Source organism: Streptosporangium sp. NPDC004631, from assembly GCF_053601935.1.
This window is the reverse complement of sequence record NZ_JBSGCR010000003.1, coordinates 238045-255694: the sequence shown is the minus strand read 5'-3', so window position 1 is coordinate 255694 and position 17650 is coordinate 238045. Positions and strand designations below refer to the sequence as shown.

Here is a 17650-nt window from a genome sequence, read left to right as displayed (position 1 = left end):
TCCCCCGCGCCTCAGACGGGGACGTGGTTGCGGAGGCGGAGCTCCGGCGGGTAGGGCGCGAAGTAGGTCTGGTCCCGGACATACGCGGCGGCCTCGCCCAGCGCGTGGTGGCGGAGCAGGGCCGTCGGCACGCTCAGCGCCACCCGGCCGGCCCGGTAGGAGGCGATGACCTCCACCAGGTCGGCCCGCCGGGCCGGATCCAGTGACTCTCCCATCATGCCCATGCAGTGCTGGAGCACGTTGACGTTCCGGCCGATGCTCGCCTTTCTGGCGAAGGCCGTGCCGAACACGCGGGCGTAGTCGGCGGCCAGCTCCAGGCGGGGACGTACCCCCGCCTGGGCGACCAGCCGGCCGGCCTCGCGGTAGAGGCCGGGGTCGTGGGCGAGCATCTGCATCTTGTGCCGGGAGTGGAAGGCGACCAGGTCGCGGGCGTGCCAGTCGCTCTCCAGCAGGGCGCGCAGCCGGGCGTGCGCGAAGATCCGTTCCACGAAGGTCTCACGGAGCGGCGCGTCGTTCAGCCGCCCCTCGTCCTCCACCGGCAGCAGCGGATGGGTGTCCAGGACGTGGGCGGCGAACAGGCCCCTGCCCCCGCGCTCCACGGCCGTCTCACCGGCGTAGACCGGGATGCCGTGCACCCCGCAGCTGGGGCTTCTGGACTTGAACACGTAGCCGTCCACGTCCAGGACGCGTGCCCGCCGGATGGCCAGCTCGGTCATCCTGTCGGTCAGGTCGGCCCCGGTCTTCCTGGTGACCAGGCGCGGCCCGGCGGAGGAGCGTTCGAGACGGAGGGTTTCGCGTGGGGTGCCGAGACCGATCTCCATCTCCGGGCAGACGCGCACCCAGTCGACGTGGGCGTCCAGCTCTCCGCTGAGGAACCTGTCGCGGCTGTGCCCCCCGTTGAAGCGCACCGGCTCGCCCATGAGGCAGCTCGACACCGCGACCCGGGGCCTGACCGGTCCGTCCGCGTGGCCTGAATGGCCTGTGCGATCCGAATGACCTGTGCGGTCCGGGCGGCCCGCGTGGCCTGAGTGGTCTGTGCGGTCTGGACGGTCCGCGCGATCTGGGCGGCCTGGTTGGCCTGTGCCGTCGCTGTTCATGGCACCTGTCCCTTTCACTCCCTTTGGCGCCCTTGGGAGGCGGTAGTCCGGCTCACGCGGCGACCGGGGCGAGGATGTTCGACAGACGCCGCAGGCCGCGGGCGGTACGGGCCTTGACGGTGCCGAGCGGCACGCTCAGCCTCTCGGCGATCTCCCGCTGGGTCAGCTCGCCGTAGTAGGCCAGCTCGATGGCCTCGCGCTGCGGCGCGGGCAGCTCGGCCAGTGCCCGCTGAACCTGGTCGCGCTCCGCCATGCCGTCCCCGTGGGTCCGGCCGTCCGCGCCGGCCGGGTCGGCCACCACGTCCAGCGGCACCGTCCGCAGAGTCCGCACCCGCAGGTGGTCCACCGCCCGGTTGTGCGCGATGCCGAGCAGCCAGGCCGGCAGGCTGCGCGCCGGGTCGAAGCGGTGCCGTGACCGCCAGACCTCCGCGAACACGATCTGCTGCAGGTCCTCGACCTCCTGCGGGGCCACGAACCGCCGCAGGTAGGAGCGGACAAGTGAGCCGTGAGTACGGAAGCACTCGGCCAGTGCGGCGTCGTCGCCCTCGGCGAGCCGTGCGTTCAGGGTCTCTGTCATGGTGGCTCCCCTTGCCGAGAAAACCTATTCAAAACTTATTCATACCCCCGAGGCCTCCGTGATCGCAACCTCGGCCGGGGAGCCCCGGCGCGGCGGCGGGGCGGGGAGGGCGTGCCCGGCGGGGGCGGAACCGGGGAGAAGGGACTCGGAAAGGCGGGACCCGAGGAGATCAGCGCAGTGCGGCGCCGATCCGGGTGAGCGCCTCGGGGAACGAGGTGACGCGGGAGACCGACGCGGGCAGCCCGTCCCACCAGCCACCGCCACCCACGACGATCCGGCTCGACGGGCGCAGCAGGGGCAGCGAGGCCAGTGGCGCGGGGTCACCGGTCTCCCGCCGCTGGGACCAGACGAAGACCACCGCGGGGCCGAGGCGGCGCATCGCGTCACCCAGGGCCGCGTACGGGGTCCGCGCGCCCAGCACGCGGGTCTCGACCCGGTGCTCCACGGTGAGCACGGCGGCCAGCGCGTAGATCGGCAGGCAGTGCTGCTCGTCCTCGGCGCAGGCCAGCAGCACCGGCCGATCGTTGACAGGCCGGGCGGGACGCTCGACGAGCCGGATCAGCGCGGCCAGCACCCGGTCGGAGAACAGATGCTCGACCTCGACGCTCGCGCCGCTCTCGGCCTGGCGCGCGCAGATCGTCTCGAAGACCGGGAGCACCAGGCGCTCCCACGTCCACATGGTGCCGTGCCTGGCCAGCGCCTCGCCGAGCCAGTCGGAGACGGCCTGGCTGTCCAGTGCGAACGCGGCCCGCGCCAGCATCGCCGCCGTGGGGATCTGGGGCCGCGGGCGTGACAGGCCGGCCGCCCCCTCACCGGCCGCCCCCTCATCGGCGAAGTCCGGCCGGACGGCATCCTCTCCCTCCCCGGCCGGGGCGGGGAGGGCCGGCCGCTCCTCCCGGACCGCGGGCGAGGGGACGCCCGGGGACCTCAGCACCTCGCGCGCCGCGTCGGCGGCCGGAACCCCGGTCCTGATGAGCCGGTTCATCTCCTCAAGGCGGCGCAGGTCGTCCGTGTCGTAGCGGCGGTGCCCGCCGGGGCTGCGACGGCTCGGCCCGATCCCGTAGCGCAGGTTCCAGGTGCGCAGCGTGGGGGCGGGCACGCCGAGCCGCCGGGCGACGGCGCCTATGCCGTAACCCGGCTCCTCCTCGGTGGCCACCCGGCCCCGCTCGTCCATCGCCGTCTCACCCCACTCCCACAGTCCCACGATCGCGGTACCAGCCTGCCAGCCGGTGTGGACGGTCGGTCCATCCCGGACCTTCTTTCGCGTCCGCGGTCCCGGTGGATGCAACCACCGGGGGGCGGAGCCGCGAAGACCAGGCTGTGATGGACACCGTCATCGTGCTGTTCAACCGTGACCTCCGGGTGCACGACCATCCGGCGCTGGCCACCGCGTGCGCGGACGCCCGCCGTGTCGCCCCGCTGTTCGTGGTCGATCCCGCCCTGGCGCTCGGCCGCCGGACCGGCTTTCTGGCCGACTGCCTCGCCGACCTGCGCGAATCCCTCCGCGGCCGGGGTGGTGACCTGCTGATCCGGTGGGGCGATCCGGTGGCGGAGACGCTGCGGCTGGCCGGCGAGCTGTCGGCCCAGGCCGTCTACACCGGTGAGGACGTCAGCGCGCTCGCGCGGCGCAGGGAACGGCGGCTGGCCGAGGAGTGCGGACGGCACCGGATGGGGTTCCGTACCTTCCCCGGCGTGACGGTCGTGCCGCCCGGCGCGCTCAGACCCTCCGGCGGTGGCGACCACTACCGCGTCTTCACCCCCTACTGGCGGGCCTGGAACGGATGTCGGCGCCGGGAGGTGCTGGACGCGCCGGATGTCGTGCCCGTCCCCCCACAGGTGGAGGCCGGCCCGCTGCCCGTGCCGGGGCGGCTCGCGCCCAGGCTGTTCAGGGGCGGTGAGACGGTGGCACGAGAGCGGATGGCGCAGTGGCTGAAGTGCTCCGTGGCCGGTTACGCCGACGGCCACGACGACCTCGCGGGGAACCGCACCTCCAGGCTCAGCCCCTACCTGCGCTTCGGCTGCCTGTCACCGCTGGAGTTGGCCTCGCTCTCCGGCGGCGAAGGCGGGGGTGGCGACGACTACGTCAGGCAGCTGTGCTGGCGCGACTTCTTCCACCAGGTGACGTCCGCCTTCCCCCGCATCAACCGGGACGACTACCGCCCGCGAGGGCAGGAGTGGCACGACGACGGGGACGCGGCGCAGGCGTGGAAGGAGGGCGGAACCGGGGTGCCGATCGTGGACGCGGGCATGCGCCAGTTGCTCACCGAGGGCTGGATGCACAACCGGGCCCGCATGATCGCGGCGTCGTTCCTGGTCAGACGGTTACGGGTGGACTGGCGTGTGGGGGCCGCGCACTTCTTCGAGCTGCTGCTCGACGGGGATGTGCCCAACAACTACGGCAACTGGCAGTGGGTGGCCGGGACCGGTAACGACACCCGGCCGAATCGGGTCGTCAACCCGGTCCGGCAGGCCAGGCGGTTCGATCCTCGCGGGGAGTACATCCGGCGTTACCTACCGGAACTGGAGGCCGTACCGACGAGAACGCTCCATGAGCCGTGGCGGCTGCCCGCCGGGATCGGCGGCTATCCTCCGCCACTGGTCTCGATGGACTGACGCCCCTCCTCGCCGCGTGGGGAGGCGGACGGAACGGAACACGGACCGTGGCGCGGTGGGCCGCCGTACACCGAGGAGATGGGCGGCGAGTCCTGTGTTCCCGTTCCAAGTTCCCGATGTCCCGGTTGGGCTATCATTTGCGATTGAGCCGATCTACGGCTACCACGATCAGTGGCAGGGCGAGGTGGTGGCCGTGAGCGATCAATATCCTTTCGGTATCGATGTCAACACGCCCAACGTGGCCAGGATCTACGACTACATGCTCGGCGGCAAGGACAACTTCGCCGCCGACCGCCAGGCGGCCGAGCAGATCCTCAAGGCGTTCCCCGAGTCCCGCGAGGGGGTCCGGCTCAACCGGGAGTTCCTCGGCAACGCGGTCCGGCACCTGGTGAGCGAGGCGGGCATCCACCAGTTCCTGGACATCGGCGCGGGCCTGCCGACCCGTGACAACGTGCACCAGGTCGCCACCTCGGTCCTTCCCGAGGCCCGTACGGTCTACGTCGACAACGACCCCGTCGTCTGCGTGCACGGCAGGGCGCTGCTCGCCGGCGCCCCCACGGTCGCCATGATCGAGGGTGATCTCCGCTCTCCCGGGGAGATCTGGAGCGACGCCGTGGAGACGGGGCTGATCGTCCCCGCCGAGCCGGTCGCCGTCCTCCTCGTCGCGGTCCTGCACTTCCTCGACGACCCCTACGCCGAGGTCGCCAAGCTGCGGGAGATGATGGCACCGGGCAGCTACCTGGTGCTCAGCCACCTGTCCTCGACCGAGGACCGCGGCAAGGACACCGACAGGGTGAGGCAGGTCTACGCGCGGACCCCGTCCGGCGTGGTTCCCCGCAGTCTCAAGGAGATCAAGGAGTTCTTCGGCGACTTCGAGATCCTGGACAGCGGCAGGTTCATCTCGGCCGGGGCGCTCAGGCGTTTTCAGATCCTCGGCTGGGCCGGGGTCGGCCACAAGGTCTGACCGGTCTTTGGCGCGCGGCCGGCCGGGGGAACCCGGGGCCGTCCCCGAAGGCGCCGGGGTTTACCCGGCCTTCGATCTGGAAGGCCGGCTCCGGGCCTCCGGGGAAGGCTGCGAGATCGGTGACCGATCTCAGTGGTCGTGACCGTGGTCGTGCTCGTCGTCGTCCTCCTCCGAGGGAGCCTCGGAGGGTTCCACACCCAGCACGGCCTCCCGGGGCTCGACCTGCTCGATGTGTTCGATCAGGCCCAGGACGTGGTCCGGCTCGATGAGCCACTGCAACGCGCTGGCGCCGCTCTCGTCGGCGGAGACCATCTCCGCCTGCTCCCTGCGCTCGTCATCGTCCAGATCGGCGTCCGGGTGGTTGATCTCCTTCAACGCGGCGTTCTGAAGTGCGGCGATGTCCCGCACCTCCACGGTCAGCTCAACGGTCAGGCGTAGATAGCGTTCGGTGTCCGATTCATCACTCATGGTGGAAATCCTAGTGCCCTGGAGGGGGATGATCGGACTATGGGAGCTTCCACTCCACCGGTGCCGCGCCCTGCCGCTGGAGAAGGTCGTTGGCGCGGCTGAAGGGGCGGGAGCCGAAGAAGCCGCTGCGGGCCGACAGGGGGCTCGGGTGGGCCGACTCGACGGCCGGGACGTCGCCGAGCATCGGGCGCAGCGAGCGGGCGTCCCGGCCCCACAGGATCGCCACCATCGGCCGGTCGCGGGCGACGAGGGCCTTGATGGCCTGCTCGGTGACCTCCTCCCAGCCCTTGCCCCGGTGCGAGGCGGGCTTGCCCGGCGCGACGGTGAGCACCCGGTTGAGCAGCAGCACCCCCTGCTCGGTCCACGGGGTCAGGTCGCCGTTGCTCGGCATCGGCAGCCCGAGGTCCTCGGTGAGCTCCTTGTAGATGTTGCGAAGGCTGCCCGGGATCGGGCGCACGTCGGCGGCCACCGAGAAGCTCAGGCCGATCGGGTGGCCCGGTGTGGGGTAGGGGTCCTGTCCAACGATCAGGACCTTGACCTGGTCGAAGGGCTGCTGGAAGGCGCGGAGCACGTTGGCTCCCGAGGGGAGGTACTGCCTGCCCTCGGCGACCTCCCCCCGGAGGAAGTCACCCATTTCTGCGATCTTCCCGGCAACGGGTTCGAGGGCCTCGGCCCACCCGGCTTCCACGATTTCGTTTAAAGGACGTGCGGCCATGCGGAAGACCCTATCGGGGTTTGAGACCCGGTACGGCTGGCACCGGAAATCGGTGCGAGCCGTACCGGACCTGCCCCTTTATTTCACCGATCCCGCCATCATGCCCTGTACGAAATATCGCTGAAATGCGAAGAACAGGACTAACGGGATAATTAGCGACAGAAAGGCACCGGGAGCGAGAATGTCGATGTTGGTACCAAACTGTCGCATCTGAGACTGGAGAGCCTTGGTCATCGGCTGGTTCTCGGCGTCAGCGAAGACCAGCGCGACGAGCAGATCGTTCCAGACCCAGAGAAACTGGAAGATGCCGAGCGAGGCGACCGCGGGCTTGGCCAGCGGGAACACCACGGTCGAGAAGATCTTCCACTCGCCCGCGCCGTCCATCCGCGCCGCCTCAAGCAGCGAGCGTGGAATGCCCGCGAAGAAGTTGCGGAGCAGGAAGATGGCGAAGGGGAGACCGAAGGCGGTGTGGAAGAGCACCACACCGGTGATGGAGCCGAAGATCCCGAGCGTGCCGTAGAGCTTCGCGATCGGGATCAGCGCGATCTGGACCGGCACCACCAGCAGGCCGACCACGACCAGGAAGAGCGCGTCCCTGCCGGGGAACTCCATCCAGGCGAAGGCGTAGGCCGCCATCGCCGCGATGCCGATCACCAGGACGGTCGTGGGCACCGTGATGAACACGGTGTTCCAGAACGACGAGGTGAACCCGGTGGCCAGCAGGTCCGAGTAACTTTTGAGGGTCAGCTCGGCCGGCTTGGTGAACACCGTCCACCAGCCGGTGGAGTTGTTGGCCGCCTCGTCGCGGATCGAGACCACGAACAGGCCGAGGGTGGGAACCAGCCAGAACACGCCGATCAGCACCAGGACGGCCTGGACGAGGCCGCCGCCGACCCGGTCGACGATCCGGCCGAGTGCGCCGCGCCGCGGAGTGCCGGCGGTGGAGGTCGTCACTGGTTGTCCCTCCTGAACCGGCGGATGTTGATGATCATGAACGGGAGGACGAGGACCAGCAGGAAGATGGCCAGCGCGCTGCCCAGCCCCTGGTTGCCGCCCCCGCCGAACGAGACCCGCCACATCTCCAGCGCGATCACGTTGGCCTGCGGCTGCACCGACCCCGGAGCGATCACGAAGACCAGGTCGAAGACCTTCAGGGTATTGATGATCATCGTGACGAAGACGACGAGCAGCACCGGGGAGAGCAGCGGGACGGTGATCTTGCGGAAGACCTGCCACTCGGTGGCCCCGTCGATGCGGGCCGCCTCCAGCGCGTCACGCGGGATGGCCGAGAGCCCGGCCGCGATCAGCACCATGGCGAAACCGGCCCATACCCAGATGAACGCCCCGATGATCGCCGGGGTGATCAGGGTCGGCCCGAGCCAGGGGACCCCGTTGAAGGCCGCCTCGAAGTTCGACCGCGGCAGCCGCAGGAGATAGTCACCCGGGGCCAGACCGGCGAAGCGGAAGGTCCCGTCGGCCCCGGTGACGGTGGTGGCCTGGACGGCGCCGTTCCGCACCGCCTCGACCGTCACCCCGGCCAGGGCCTTCTCGGTGCCGTCCACCTGGTTGAGCGTGCCGCCGCCCCCCTGGGTGAAGTCCACCCAGACGGTGCCGGCCAGCTCGCCGGGGCCCGGCTGGACGGTCTTCGCCGTCGCCGCGGAGGCGAGGCTGCCCGGTTTCACGCCCACCAGCGGGATGAGCACGGCCTGCCCGGGGCCGGCGGGCCGCCTGGTCACCACCGCGCCGTCCTGGGCGGTGACCGGCGCCTCGTCGTTCTCCCTGGGCCGGGCGTCCGGGTAGCCCCCGTCGGAGCCGAAGACGTCCCGGACCGAGGTGATCACGGCGTTGGCCACGCCCCTGTCGGGGGCCTGCTCGTAGACCAGCCGGAATATGACGCCCGAGGCCATCAGGGAGACGGCCATCGGCATGAAGACGATCAGCTTGAACGCGGTCGCCCAGCGGATCCGCTCGGTTAGCACCGCGAAGATCAGGCCGATCACGGTGACCAGGGCCGGGGCCACCACGACCCAGATCAGGTTGTTCCTGATCGTGGTCAGGGTGGAGGAGTCGCTGAAGATCGACGCGTAGTTCTCGGCGCCGACGAAGGTGCCGCCGCCGGCGTCGAAGAGGCTGCGGAAGACCGAGTAGACGATCGGATAGATCACCATCGCGCCGAGCACGACCGCGCCGGGCAGCAGGAAGAGGATCGCCAGCCCGGGGGACGGGCCCAGCCTCCCGGTGCGGCCCGGGGCCGTTCCAGGCGAGGCCGGCCTCCCGGCCGGGACCCCGGGCGCGGCGGCCGGAGCCGGTGACCCGTCGTTCGGGCCGGAGCCCGGCTCGGCGCCGGATTCGGTGTCCGGTTCGGTGCCCAGGGCGGGAGGGGTCTCGGGGGTGTCGTGCGGTCTCAAGGAGGGCCCGCGGGCGGCGTCGCCGTCGCCGCGCGGACCCTGCGGGCCGTCCAACCGGTCGGTCACGGCCTGTCCCCCCTACTTCCAGGCTTTCTTGGCCTCGTCCTCAAGCTTGCTCTGGATCGACGCGATGTCCGAGGGGTCGCGGACGAAGTCCTGCAGGAGCTTCCACTCGCCCTTGCCCTCGGTGCCGCCGAACGCGCTGGGCGCGAGGTCGGACATGTCATAGCGGACCGCGTCACCGGCCGAGATGATCGTCTGGGCGAGCTTCTTGGTCAGCTCGGCCGGATAGTTGTCCGGTGAGACGTTGCGGTTGGGGGACAGGTAGCCGGGCAGCTTGGCCCAGATCTCGCCGCCCTCCTTGGAGGCGAGGAACTCAAGCAGCGCCATGGCCCCCTTGGAGTCCTTCAGCGCCACCGCGATGTCGCCGCCCAGCACGACCGGCTCGGTCTCGCCGGCCTTCGGGAACGCGAAGTACTTGGCCTCCTCGCCCAGCTTGGCGCCCGACTGCTCGGCCGAGGTGGCCACGAAGTCCGCCTCGATGACCATCGCCGACTTGTCCTGGCCGTAGACCTGGGTCACGCAGGTGGGGAAGTCGGTCTGCAGGGCCCCGGAGGGGCCGCCGAGCAGGAACTCCTTCTTGCCGACGAGCTGCCCGATCTTCTTCAGCGCGGTGGTCACGGTGGGGTCGGTCCAGGGGATCTCGTGCTTGGAGAGCTTGGTGTAGTTCTCCGGGCCCGCGCTGGACAGATACACGTTCTCGAACAGGTCCGTCAGGGTCCAGCCGGACGCGCCGCAGAGGGAGAAGGGCGGGGTGCCGGAGTCCGCGATCGTCTGGGCGGTCTTGACGAGGTCGTCCCAGGTGGCGGGCGGCTGCGCCCCGGCGTCCTGGAACGCCTGGTCGCGATACCAGATGAGCGACTTGTGCGCCGCCTTCACCAGCACGCCGTAGACCTGGCCCTCGGCGGAGCCGAGCTCCTTCCAGTACGGGGTGTAGTTGTCGTCGATCTGCTTCTGCACCTCGGGGGCGAGCGGCTTGAGGGCCTTCTCCTTGGCGTACTGCTGGACCAGGCCGGGCTGGGGCAGGATCGCGATGTCCGGGGGGCTGCCACCCTGGATGCGCGGGCCGAGGTAGGCACCGGTGTCCTCGCCGGTGGAGGCGTAGGTGACCTTGGCGCCGGTCTTGGCCTCGAACGCCTTGAGCACCTCCTGGAAGTTGGCCTGTTCGGAACCGGTCCACTTGGCGGCGACCTCGACGGTCACACCGTTCAGGGGCTTGGCCGCGGGGGTGGACGTGCCGCCGGTCGCGGCGGGGGCGGGGGACTCCGCCTGGCCGCACGCGGCCAGTGCAAGCGCCAGTCCCGACATCGTCACCACGGCGATGGATTTACGCATGTTGAACAGACCTCCTGTGCCGGTGGAGCCCCCGATGCGCGCATCGGGGAAGAGAAGCTGAGAGAGGGGGGCGACGGATCGACGTGGGCTGACGTGGGCTGACGCGGACGGCCGGCGGGACGGCGGCTCGCAGGGAGGGCCGCCCCGGGTCACTGAGCTCGGATGATCTCGTTGAGCTGGCCTTTCATGGAGGTGACAACGTCGTCACCCGACTCCTTGAAGGGTGGGGTGAGCGCGTTGGAGACCGCACTGGCGATCACCAGGCTCACCTGGTTGTAGTTGGCGCCGGCCGGTCTCGGCCTGGCGGAGAGGATGCTCTGCTTGAGGACGGGGAGGTAGGGGAAACGCTTGATCAGGCCGGGGTCGTCGTACAGCTCGGTCCACACGGGTGGGAACGAGCCGTCGACGAGCACCCGGCGCTGGTTCTCCAGGCCGGTGAAGTAGCGGATGAACTCCACCGCGGACTTCTGCCGTTTGGAGTAGGCGCTGAGGGCGAGGTTGACCCCGCCCAGCGTGCCGGCTCCCGGGCCGCTCCGTCCCGGGAGCCGGGTGACGCCGAACTTGTGGGCGACCGCCGAGGTGGTGGCCGGGCCGTAGGCGTGCGGCCAGTTGCGGGCGAAGGCCAGGCGGCCCTCCTGGAAGGCCAGCCGCGACTCCTCCTCCTTGAAGGAGAGCGACTCCCGGGGGATCCACCCCTCGCGGAACCCGCCGACCAGGAAGTCGAGGGCGGTCTTCGCCTTCGCCACGTCCATGGTCACCTGGGTGCCGTCCCGGCTGAGGATCTGCCCGCCCGCCGACTGCACGGCCTCGGTGAAGTTGACGGTCAGGCCCTCGTAGGCCAGGAACTGCCCGGCGTAGCCGCCGATGCCGTACCTGTCGTGCAGCGCGCCGGCCTGCTCGCGCAGCTCCGCCCAGGTCCTGGGCGGTTTGAAGCCCTGCTTGGCGAGCAGGTCGCCGCGGTAGTAGAGCAGCCCGGCGTTGCTGGTGTAGGGCACCGCCCAGAGCTTGCCCCGGTAGAGCGCGGTGTCCACCACCGGTGGCAGGAACCGGTCCAGCGGGAACAGGCCGCGTTCGAGTGGCACGATCCAGCCGGCGTCGGCGAACTCCGCGGTCCAGACCACGTCGAGGCCGAGCACGTCGTAGCGGTCGCTCCCGGCCTGCAGGTTGGCGACCATCTGCGCGCGCTGCTCGTCGGCCGCCTCGGGAAGTTCGAGCAGGGTGGCCCGCTCCGCCGGGTGCGCCTCGTTCCACCGGTCGAGCAGCGGTTGCAGGTAGGCGGTCGTGTCACGCCCGATCACGAGGGTGAACGGGCCGTTCCCTCCGAGCCGCTCGGCCTTGCGCGCGACCTCTCCCGAACAGCCCGCCGTCACGGTCACGGTCACGGCGAGCGCGGCGAGAAGCGGTCGACGCATCGATTGCCTCCTCGCCTCGGACGGATTACATACGTGTTAGGTAGATGCATTCATGTTATGCACAGCGTTAATGTGGACGTCAACGGATGGTGCCGTAACGCTCAGGTAACGAGCATGTCGAGGAGGTGACGGGGTGAGGCTGTCGTTGCTGGCGCTCCTCGCGAAGGAACCTGCCCACGGATACGAGCTGAAACAGTCTCTTGAGCAGATATTTGGCGGCGCGTACCCGTCGCCGAACATCGGGCAGATCTACGTCACGCTCGGCCGCCTCGAAAAGGACGGGCTGATCCGCGCCGTGGACGTCGAGCAGTCCAACCGGCCGAACAAGAAGGTGTACTACCTGACCGCCGCGGGCCGTGAGGCTCTGGACGCCTGGGCCGACGAGCCGGCCGAGGGGCCGAGGGTCCGTGACGAGTTCTTCATGAAACTCGTGCTGGCCCCGATGACCGGCCTCGCCGACCGGATGGCGTTGATCAGCCGTCAGCGGCGTCACTACCTCGGGCTCATGCGCGATCTCAACGAGCTCGCCGAGCGGACCGACCACGGGGATCGCGTCGCGCTCCTGCTGATCGAGGGGGCGATGCTGCACCTGCAGGCCGACCTCGACTGGCTCGAACGCTGTCAGGAGGACCTGTTGTGAGCCCACCCCCCGTCGTCAGCACGGTCAACCTCGTCAAGATCTACCAGAACGGGGGCGTGCCGGTGCCCGCCGTACGGGGGGTGGACCTGCGGGTGACCTCGGGGGAGTTCGTCGCGATCATGGGGCCCTCGGGGTCGGGTAAGTCCACCCTGGTGCACATGCTCGGCGGCCTGGACACCCGCACCAGCGGAGAGATCTGGCTGGACGGCAGGCGGGCCGACACGCTGGGCGAGAGCGCCTGGGCGCTGCTCCGCCGGAAGAAGATCGGCTTTGTCTTCCAGTTCTTCAACCTGGTCGCCAACATGACCGTGGCCGACAACGTCGAGCTGCCCGCGCTGCTGGCGGGGGCCTCGTCCCGCGAGGCCCGTGAGCGCCGGGAGTACCTCCTCGGCGAGCTCGGGCTGACCGACCGCGCCGACGCCTCCCCGGCCCAGCTCGCGGGCGGCGAGCAGCAGCGGGTCGCGCTGGCCCGCGCGCTGGCCAACCGGCCCAGCCTGCTCCTCGCCGACGAGCCCACCGGCAACCTCGACAGCCGCAACACCCGTGACGTCCTGCGCCTGCTCGGCGACGTCCACCGCGACGGGCAGACCGTCGTCCTGGTCACCCACGACGCCCGGGTGGCCGGTCTGGCCGACCGGGTGGTCTCCCTCTTCGACGGCGAGATCGTCGACGACGGCGTCATCGGCGCGACCCGCCGCCGCCCGCGGGGCACCGCGGGCGACGTCGTCGAGCTGAGGGGATAGCCGATGCGCGGTTCCCCCGACGTCCCCCCCCGGCCCGGCGGGGCCGGATCGGAGCCCGGGGGCCGGGACGTGAGCACCCTGCGGGCCTCGGTCAGGTGGATCCGGGCAGACCTCAGGGCGCGGCGGGGGCAGGCGCTGCTGACCGTGCTCGTGGTGGCGGGCATCGTCACGGCGCTCATCACCTCGGCGACGCTCCTGGAGGACGGGACCAATCCGTGGCGGGGCCTGTTCGCCGAGTCCAGGGGCGCCCACGTGTGGATCCACACCAGGGACGCCCCCGACGTGGCCGCGCTGTCACGGTTGCACGGGGTGGTCCGGGTGGCCGGGCCGTACCGGACGGCCCCCGTCATGCTCACCATGGACGGCGGGAAGTCCCCGGTGGCGCTGCGGGGGATGGAGCCGACGCCTCCCCCGGTGGCCGTGCCCCTGGTCCGCCGGGGCCGGTGGCTGCGCGCCGGCGACGTCGACGGGGTGGTCGTCGAGCGGTCCTTCGCCGAGGCGCTCGACCTGCGGGTGGGCGGCCCCTTCACCGTCACCGCGCTCAACGGCGCCTCGCACCCGCTGACCGTGCTGGGCCTGGCAGACACCGCCGACCAGGGCTTCTATCCCGAGGCGACTCCGGGCCTGGCCTGGACCCTGACCTCCACGCTCGCCGGGATCGAGCCCGCGCTGGGCCGCAGCGAGTCGGTCACCGGGCTGCGGCTCGCCGACGGCGAGGACACCCTGCCGGTCGTGCACGGCGCGGTCACCCTGCTGGCGGGGCAGGTCCAGCGCATGTCGACCTGGCGCGAGGTCCGCGCCTCCATGGAGCTGGACAACCGGCTGCTCGGCCTGCTGCTCGCGCTGTTCGGCGTCGCCGGGCTGGTCGCCGCGGCCCTGGCCATCGCCAACGCGGTGGGCGGCCGGGTGCTCACCCAGACCCGGGACATCGCCACCCTCAAGTCCCTCGGCTACACCCGTGGCCAGATCTTCGGCCTGCTCATGGCGGAGCACGGCGCGCTGGGCCTGCTCGGCATCGCCGCCGGGCTGCTCTGCGGGCGGCTCGTCGCCGCCCTCGCGCTGGACGGCATGCCGGTCCTGCCGCTCTCCCCGCTCCCGCTGCTCGCGATCGCGGCCGGCACCGCCGCGACCGTTTTCGTGGCGGTGGCCCTGCCCGCCTGGCGCGGCGGTCGCACGCCGCCCATCCCCTCGGCCGCCGCCTCCCCTCCGGGAGGACGGCTGTCGCGGCTGGCCCGGCTGGCCTTCCTGGTACGGCTGCCGCCCGCCCTCGTCCTGGGCACCCGCGACGCCTTCACCAGGCGCGCCCCCGCGCTGCTGAGCATCGTCGGCCTCGCCGTCCCGATGATGATGATCACGATCGGGCTCGGCTGCTGGGCCACCCTGGACGACTTCCTGCGCCACCCCGAGCGGGTGGGCCAGGCGGCGGCGCTCACCGTGCTCCCGGACAAGCTCCCCGCCGAGGACGCCGCCCGCCTCGCCGGGGCCGACCCCGAGGTGGCTGCGGTCTACCCCGGCAGCGAGGTCTCCGCGCTGGAACCCGAGCAGACCCGGAGCGTGCTGGCCCGCGCCCTGGGCACCTCCGCCGCCCCCTACCCCTTCTCGGTGGTGGAGGGGCGGATGTTCGCCGCCAGGGGCGAGGCCGTCGCGGGACAGGGGCTGCTCGACCTGATGGGGGTGAAGATCGGCGACCGCGTCCGGATGACCGTCGGCGGCACGCCGCTGATCGTGCACATCGTGGGCCGGGTGGTGGAGCCCGACCAGGACGGTGAGGTGCTCTCCCTCGGCATGGACAGCCTGGCCGCCAAGGACGCGGTGCCGCCGCAGTTCTACAGCCTGGTGCTCAGGCCGGGGGCCGACCCGGCGGCGGTCCGGGCGCGGCTGCTGGCCGCCTCGGGCGAGGCGCTGGAGGTCGAGCGGGTGGTCAACCCGGCCGAACGGCTCTCGGTGATCCGGGGGGTGATCGTGGCGCTGATCGTGGTGCTCGCGCTGCTCGGCCTGGCCAACCTGCTGACCGCCGCCGCCCTCGGCCTGCGTGACCACGCGCTGGACCTGGCGGTGCTCAAGGCCATGGGCCTCACCCCGAGGCAGGTGGCGGCCACCCTGGTCACCGGGACCGGGCTGCTCGTCGTGCTGGGTGTGATCGCGGGCACCCTGGCGGGGGTCTCGGTCGTCGGCGAACTGATCGACCTGCAGGGGCGGACCAGCGGCGTCGGCGCGGGCATCGGCCGCGCCCCCGCACCGCCGACCCTGGCCGTGGCCGTGGCCACCGCGATCGGTGCGGCCCTGCTGGTCACGCTGATCCCCGCGCGCAGGGCCGCCCGCGCCCAGGTCCCGGTGACGGCGAGATAGGCGACCGGCGGGGGAGCGGTGCGGCCGGAGCCGCACCGAGGGGGTCAGCGGCGGGTGAGGGAGAACCAGTAGAAACCGTGGCCGGGCAGGGTCAGCAGGTAGGGCAGGCTGCCCACCAGGGGGAACGGCACCCCGCCCCTGGCCTCCACCGGGGTCATGCCCTCGAAGCGCTGCAGGTCCAGTTCCACCGGCTGCGGATACTTCGACAGGTTGTTGACGCAGAGCATCACGTCGCCCCCGTCCTCGCGGACGAAGGTCAGCACCGCCGGGTTGCTGGACCACAGCTCGTTGTAGAGGCCGGTACCGAAGACCGGGTGGTCGCGGCGGATCTGGAGCATCCTTCTGGTGAAGTGGAGCAGCGACGCGGGGTTCCGCTGCTGGGCCTCCACGTTGACCGCCTGGTAGCCGTAGATCGGGTCCATCACGACGGGCAGGTAGAGGCGCCCGGGGTCGGCCTGGGAGAAGCCGGCGTTGCGGTCCGGGCTCCACTGCATCGGGGTGCGGACCGCGTCGCGGTCCTCCAGCCAGATGTTGTCGCCCATGCCGATCTCGTCGCCGTAGTACATGACCGGCGAGCCGGGCAGCGACAGCAGCAGCGCGGTGAACAGCTCGATCTGGTCGCGGTGGTTTTCGAGGAGCGGGGACAGACGGCGCCGGATGCCCAGGTAGGCCCGCATCCGCGGGTCCTTGGCGTACTCGGCGTGCATGTAGTCGCGCTCCTCGTCGGTGACCGTCTCCAGGGTCAGCTCGTCGTGGTTGCGCAGGAAGATGCCCCACTGGGCGCTGTCGGGGAGCTTCGGGGTCCGGGACATGATCTCGGAGATCGGCTCGCGGCTGCCGCGCCGTACGGCCATGAAGATGCGCGGCATGAGCGGGAAGTGGAAGGCCATGTGACACTCGTCACCGCCGACGGACGGGTCGCCGAAGTACTCCACCACGTCCTCGGGCCAGCCGTTGGCCTCGGCCAGCAGCACCCGGTCGGGGTAGAGGCGGTCCACCTCGGCGCGGACCTTCTTCAGGTAGGCGTGGGTCTCCGGCAGGCCGGAGCAGTTGGTGCCCTCACGCTCGAAGAGGTACGGCACCGCGTCCAGGCGGAAGCCGTCGATGCCCAGGTCCAGCCAGAACCGCAGCACCTCCAGCATGGCCTCCTGCACCGCGGGGTTGTCGTAGTTCAGATCGGGTTGGTGGTGGAAGAACCGGTGCCAGTAGTACTGCTTGCGGACCGGGTCGTAGGTCCAGTTGGACTCCTCGGCGCCGACGAAGATGATCGGGGCGTCGGGGTAGGAGGCCGGGTCGTCCGACCAGACGTAGAAGTCGCCGTAGGGGCCCTCGGGGTCGTGGCGCGAGGCCTGGAACCACGGGTGCTTGTCGCTGGTGTGGTTCATCACCAGGTCGGTGACGATGCGCAGGCCACGCCGGTGGGCGGACTCGATGAGCTGCACGAAGTCCCCGAGATCACCGAAGTCCGGCAGGATCTTCATGTAGTCCGAGATGTCGTAGCCGCCGTCGCGGAGCGGCGACTCGTACAGCGGGAGCAGCCAGAGGCAGTCCACGCCGAGCCACTGGAGGTAGTCCAGCTTCTCGATCAGGCCGCGCAGGTCTCCGGTGCCGTCCCCGTTGGAGTCCTTGAACCCCCGGACCAGCACCTCGTAGAAGACCGCTCGCTTGTACCACTGCGGATCGGCCGAGATGAAATCCTCGGGCACGGATTCCGGGCAGGGGGATGCGTTCATCGTGTTCTCGCTCACAGTGAGAAAGGGCAGGACGAAGTCACCGGATTGTCCGGTTGTGATGTGTGATGACCGCGCCGGCGGGAGCCGTCATCCCCACGAACTCCATGGCCTCGGTCGGACCGAATTTGTGATTCGATGCCGTCCGTTGTAGCGCTTTCTGGGCCGAAGACTACCAGCCGTGTGAGTGCTTCGAAGCCCCTCGACGGGACAGCCCCCTCCGGGCTCCACGGAATTTCCCCGGGCATCGCACCGTACCCCCGTAATCATGCTGTTACTTATCGTTTTTTTTCCTGAAACATGCGACAGGCACACTGCTGACCTCGGCCGCCGCCCCGGGAGCGTCCCGTGGACGCAGGCCCGTGCCCGCCGGGATTTCCGATCCCCCGGACCGGTGCGGACCGCCCGGGAACACCCGCCCGCCGGCCGGTTCCACGGGTGCGGCCTCCGGGGCGCGGGATCGACGGCGGCCCCGGGCGACCCCGTCGCCGGGCGTCCGAAGTTTTACCTAAGAGGCGGCGCGGGCGTCCCGGCCGCGG

At 70.8% G+C, this 17650-nt stretch carries 15 protein-coding genes; 5 read left to right on the top strand and 10 right to left on the bottom strand.

Annotated features, from left to right (window positions below; translation table 11 throughout):
- Positions 1-11: 11 nt before the first annotated feature.
- The 3 genes from ACWEF2_RS04515 to ACWEF2_RS04505 form a co-directional block, all read right to left on the bottom strand.
- Positions 12-935, bottom strand: coding sequence for a YbgA family protein (locus tag ACWEF2_RS04515; protein WP_453811836.1), 924 nt, complete (start codon positions 933-935; stop codon positions 12-14).
- Between the two features lie 214 nt (positions 936-1149).
- The gene (locus tag ACWEF2_RS04510; RefSeq protein WP_453811834.1) at positions 1150-1674 is read right to left on the bottom strand and encodes an RNA polymerase sigma factor; all 525 of its coding nucleotides are present in this window, start codon (positions 1672-1674) and stop codon (positions 1150-1152) included.
- Between the two features lie 169 nt (positions 1675-1843).
- Positions 1844-2878 carry a MerR family transcriptional regulator gene (locus tag ACWEF2_RS04505; RefSeq protein ID WP_453811832.1) on the bottom strand — a complete coding sequence of 345 codons (1035 nt, stop codon included), beginning with the start codon at positions 2876-2878 and terminating at the stop codon, positions 1844-1846.
- A gap of 119 nt (positions 2879-2997) precedes the next feature.
- On the opposite strand from ACWEF2_RS04505, the gene ACWEF2_RS04500 reads away from it, so the two are divergent.
- Positions 2998-4287 carry a cryptochrome/photolyase family protein gene (locus tag ACWEF2_RS04500; RefSeq protein ID WP_453811831.1) on the top strand — a complete coding sequence of 430 codons (1290 nt, stop codon included), beginning with the start codon at positions 2998-3000 and terminating at the stop codon, positions 4285-4287.
- Between the two features lie 193 nt (positions 4288-4480).
- Positions 4481-5251 (top strand): SAM-dependent methyltransferase, encoded by a 771-nt coding sequence (locus ACWEF2_RS04495; RefSeq protein WP_453811829.1) that lies wholly within the window; start codon positions 4481-4483, stop codon positions 5249-5251.
- Positions 5252-5380: 129 nt separating this feature from the next.
- On the opposite strand, the gene ACWEF2_RS04490 is transcribed toward ACWEF2_RS04495, so the two are convergent.
- The 6 genes from ACWEF2_RS04490 to ACWEF2_RS04465 all read right to left on the bottom strand — a co-directional run bounded on the left by ACWEF2_RS04490 (position 5381) and on the right by ACWEF2_RS04465 (position 11649).
- Positions 5381-5719, bottom strand: coding sequence for a hypothetical protein (locus ACWEF2_RS04490; RefSeq protein WP_453811827.1), 339 nt, complete (start codon positions 5717-5719; stop codon positions 5381-5383).
- 37 nt (positions 5720-5756) lie between these two features.
- The gene (locus ACWEF2_RS04485; protein ID WP_453811826.1) at positions 5757-6434 is read right to left on the bottom strand and encodes a uracil-DNA glycosylase; all 678 of its coding nucleotides are present in this window, start codon (positions 6432-6434) and stop codon (positions 5757-5759) included.
- Positions 6435-6512: 78 nt separating this feature from the next.
- Positions 6513-7388, bottom strand: coding sequence for a carbohydrate ABC transporter permease (locus ACWEF2_RS04480; protein WP_453811824.1), 876 nt, complete (start codon positions 7386-7388; stop codon positions 6513-6515).
- The gene (locus tag ACWEF2_RS04475; RefSeq protein ID WP_453811823.1) at positions 7385-8908 is read right to left on the bottom strand and encodes an ABC transporter permease subunit; all 1524 of its coding nucleotides are present in this window, start codon (positions 8906-8908) and stop codon (positions 7385-7387) included. The genes ACWEF2_RS04480 and ACWEF2_RS04475 overlap by 4 nt, the downstream gene beginning before the upstream one ends.
- 12 nt (positions 8909-8920) lie before the next feature.
- A complete protein-coding gene (locus tag ACWEF2_RS04470) occupies positions 8921-10237 on the bottom strand; it encodes an ABC transporter substrate-binding protein (RefSeq protein WP_453811821.1) in 1317 nt (438 codons plus the stop codon).
- Between the two features lie 149 nt (positions 10238-10386).
- The gene (locus ACWEF2_RS04465) at positions 10387-11649 is read right to left on the bottom strand and encodes an ABC transporter substrate-binding protein (RefSeq protein ID WP_453811818.1); all 1263 of its coding nucleotides are present in this window, start codon (positions 11647-11649) and stop codon (positions 10387-10389) included.
- 133 nt (positions 11650-11782) lie between these two features.
- On the opposite strand from ACWEF2_RS04465, the gene ACWEF2_RS04460 reads away from it, so the two are divergent.
- The 3 genes from ACWEF2_RS04460 to ACWEF2_RS04450 are packed head-to-tail and all read left to right on the top strand — an operon-like array spanning position 11783 to position 15381.
- On the top strand, positions 11783-12289 hold the full coding sequence (locus tag ACWEF2_RS04460) for a PadR family transcriptional regulator (protein ID WP_453811817.1): 507 nt from the start codon (positions 11783-11785) through the stop codon (positions 12287-12289).
- Positions 12286-13032 carry an ABC transporter ATP-binding protein gene (locus ACWEF2_RS04455; RefSeq protein WP_453811815.1) on the top strand — a complete coding sequence of 249 codons (747 nt, stop codon included), beginning with the start codon at positions 12286-12288 and terminating at the stop codon, positions 13030-13032. Before ACWEF2_RS04460 ends, ACWEF2_RS04455 begins: the two co-directional genes overlap by 4 nt.
- Positions 13033-13035: 3 nt before the next feature.
- The gene (locus tag ACWEF2_RS04450) at positions 13036-15381 is read left to right on the top strand and encodes an ABC transporter permease (protein WP_453811813.1); all 2346 of its coding nucleotides are present in this window, start codon (positions 13036-13038) and stop codon (positions 15379-15381) included.
- Between the two features lie 44 nt (positions 15382-15425).
- On the opposite strand, the gene treS is transcribed toward ACWEF2_RS04450, so the two are convergent.
- Complete coding sequence (treS, locus tag ACWEF2_RS04445) at positions 15426-17114, bottom strand: maltose alpha-D-glucosyltransferase (protein WP_453811811.1); 1689 nt, start codon at positions 17112-17114, stop codon at positions 15426-15428.
- Positions 17115-17650 lie beyond the last annotated feature (536 nt).

What these genes read in the sequence shown, in the direction of transcription:
- ACWEF2_RS04470 (WP_453811821.1), bottom strand. Translation starts at nt 10,237, where the DNA reads ATGCGTAAATCCATCGCCGTGGTGACGATGTCGGGACTGGCGCTTGCA.
- ACWEF2_RS04490 (WP_453811827.1), bottom strand. Translation starts at nt 5,719, where the DNA reads ATGAGTGATGAATCGGACACCGAACGCTATCTACGCCTGACCGTTGAG.
- ACWEF2_RS04450 (WP_453811813.1), top strand. Translation starts at nt 13,036, where the DNA reads ATGCGCGGTTCCCCCGACGTCCCCCCCCGGCCCGGCGGGGCCGGATCG.
- ACWEF2_RS04510 (WP_453811834.1), bottom strand. Translation starts at nt 1,674, where the DNA reads ATGACAGAGACCCTGAACGCACGGCTCGCCGAGGGCGACGACGCCGCA.
- ACWEF2_RS04485 (WP_453811826.1), bottom strand. Translation starts at nt 6,434, where the DNA reads ATGGCCGCACGTCCTTTAAACGAAATCGTGGAAGCCGGGTGGGCCGAG.
- ACWEF2_RS04465 (WP_453811818.1), bottom strand. Translation starts at nt 11,649, where the DNA reads ATGCGTCGACCGCTTCTCGCCGCGCTCGCCGTGACCGTGACCGTGACG.
- ACWEF2_RS04500 (WP_453811831.1), top strand. Translation starts at nt 2,998, where the DNA reads ATGGACACCGTCATCGTGCTGTTCAACCGTGACCTCCGGGTGCACGAC.
- treS (WP_453811811.1), bottom strand. Translation starts at nt 17,114, where the DNA reads ATGAACGCATCCCCCTGCCCGGAATCCGTGCCCGAGGATTTCATCTCG.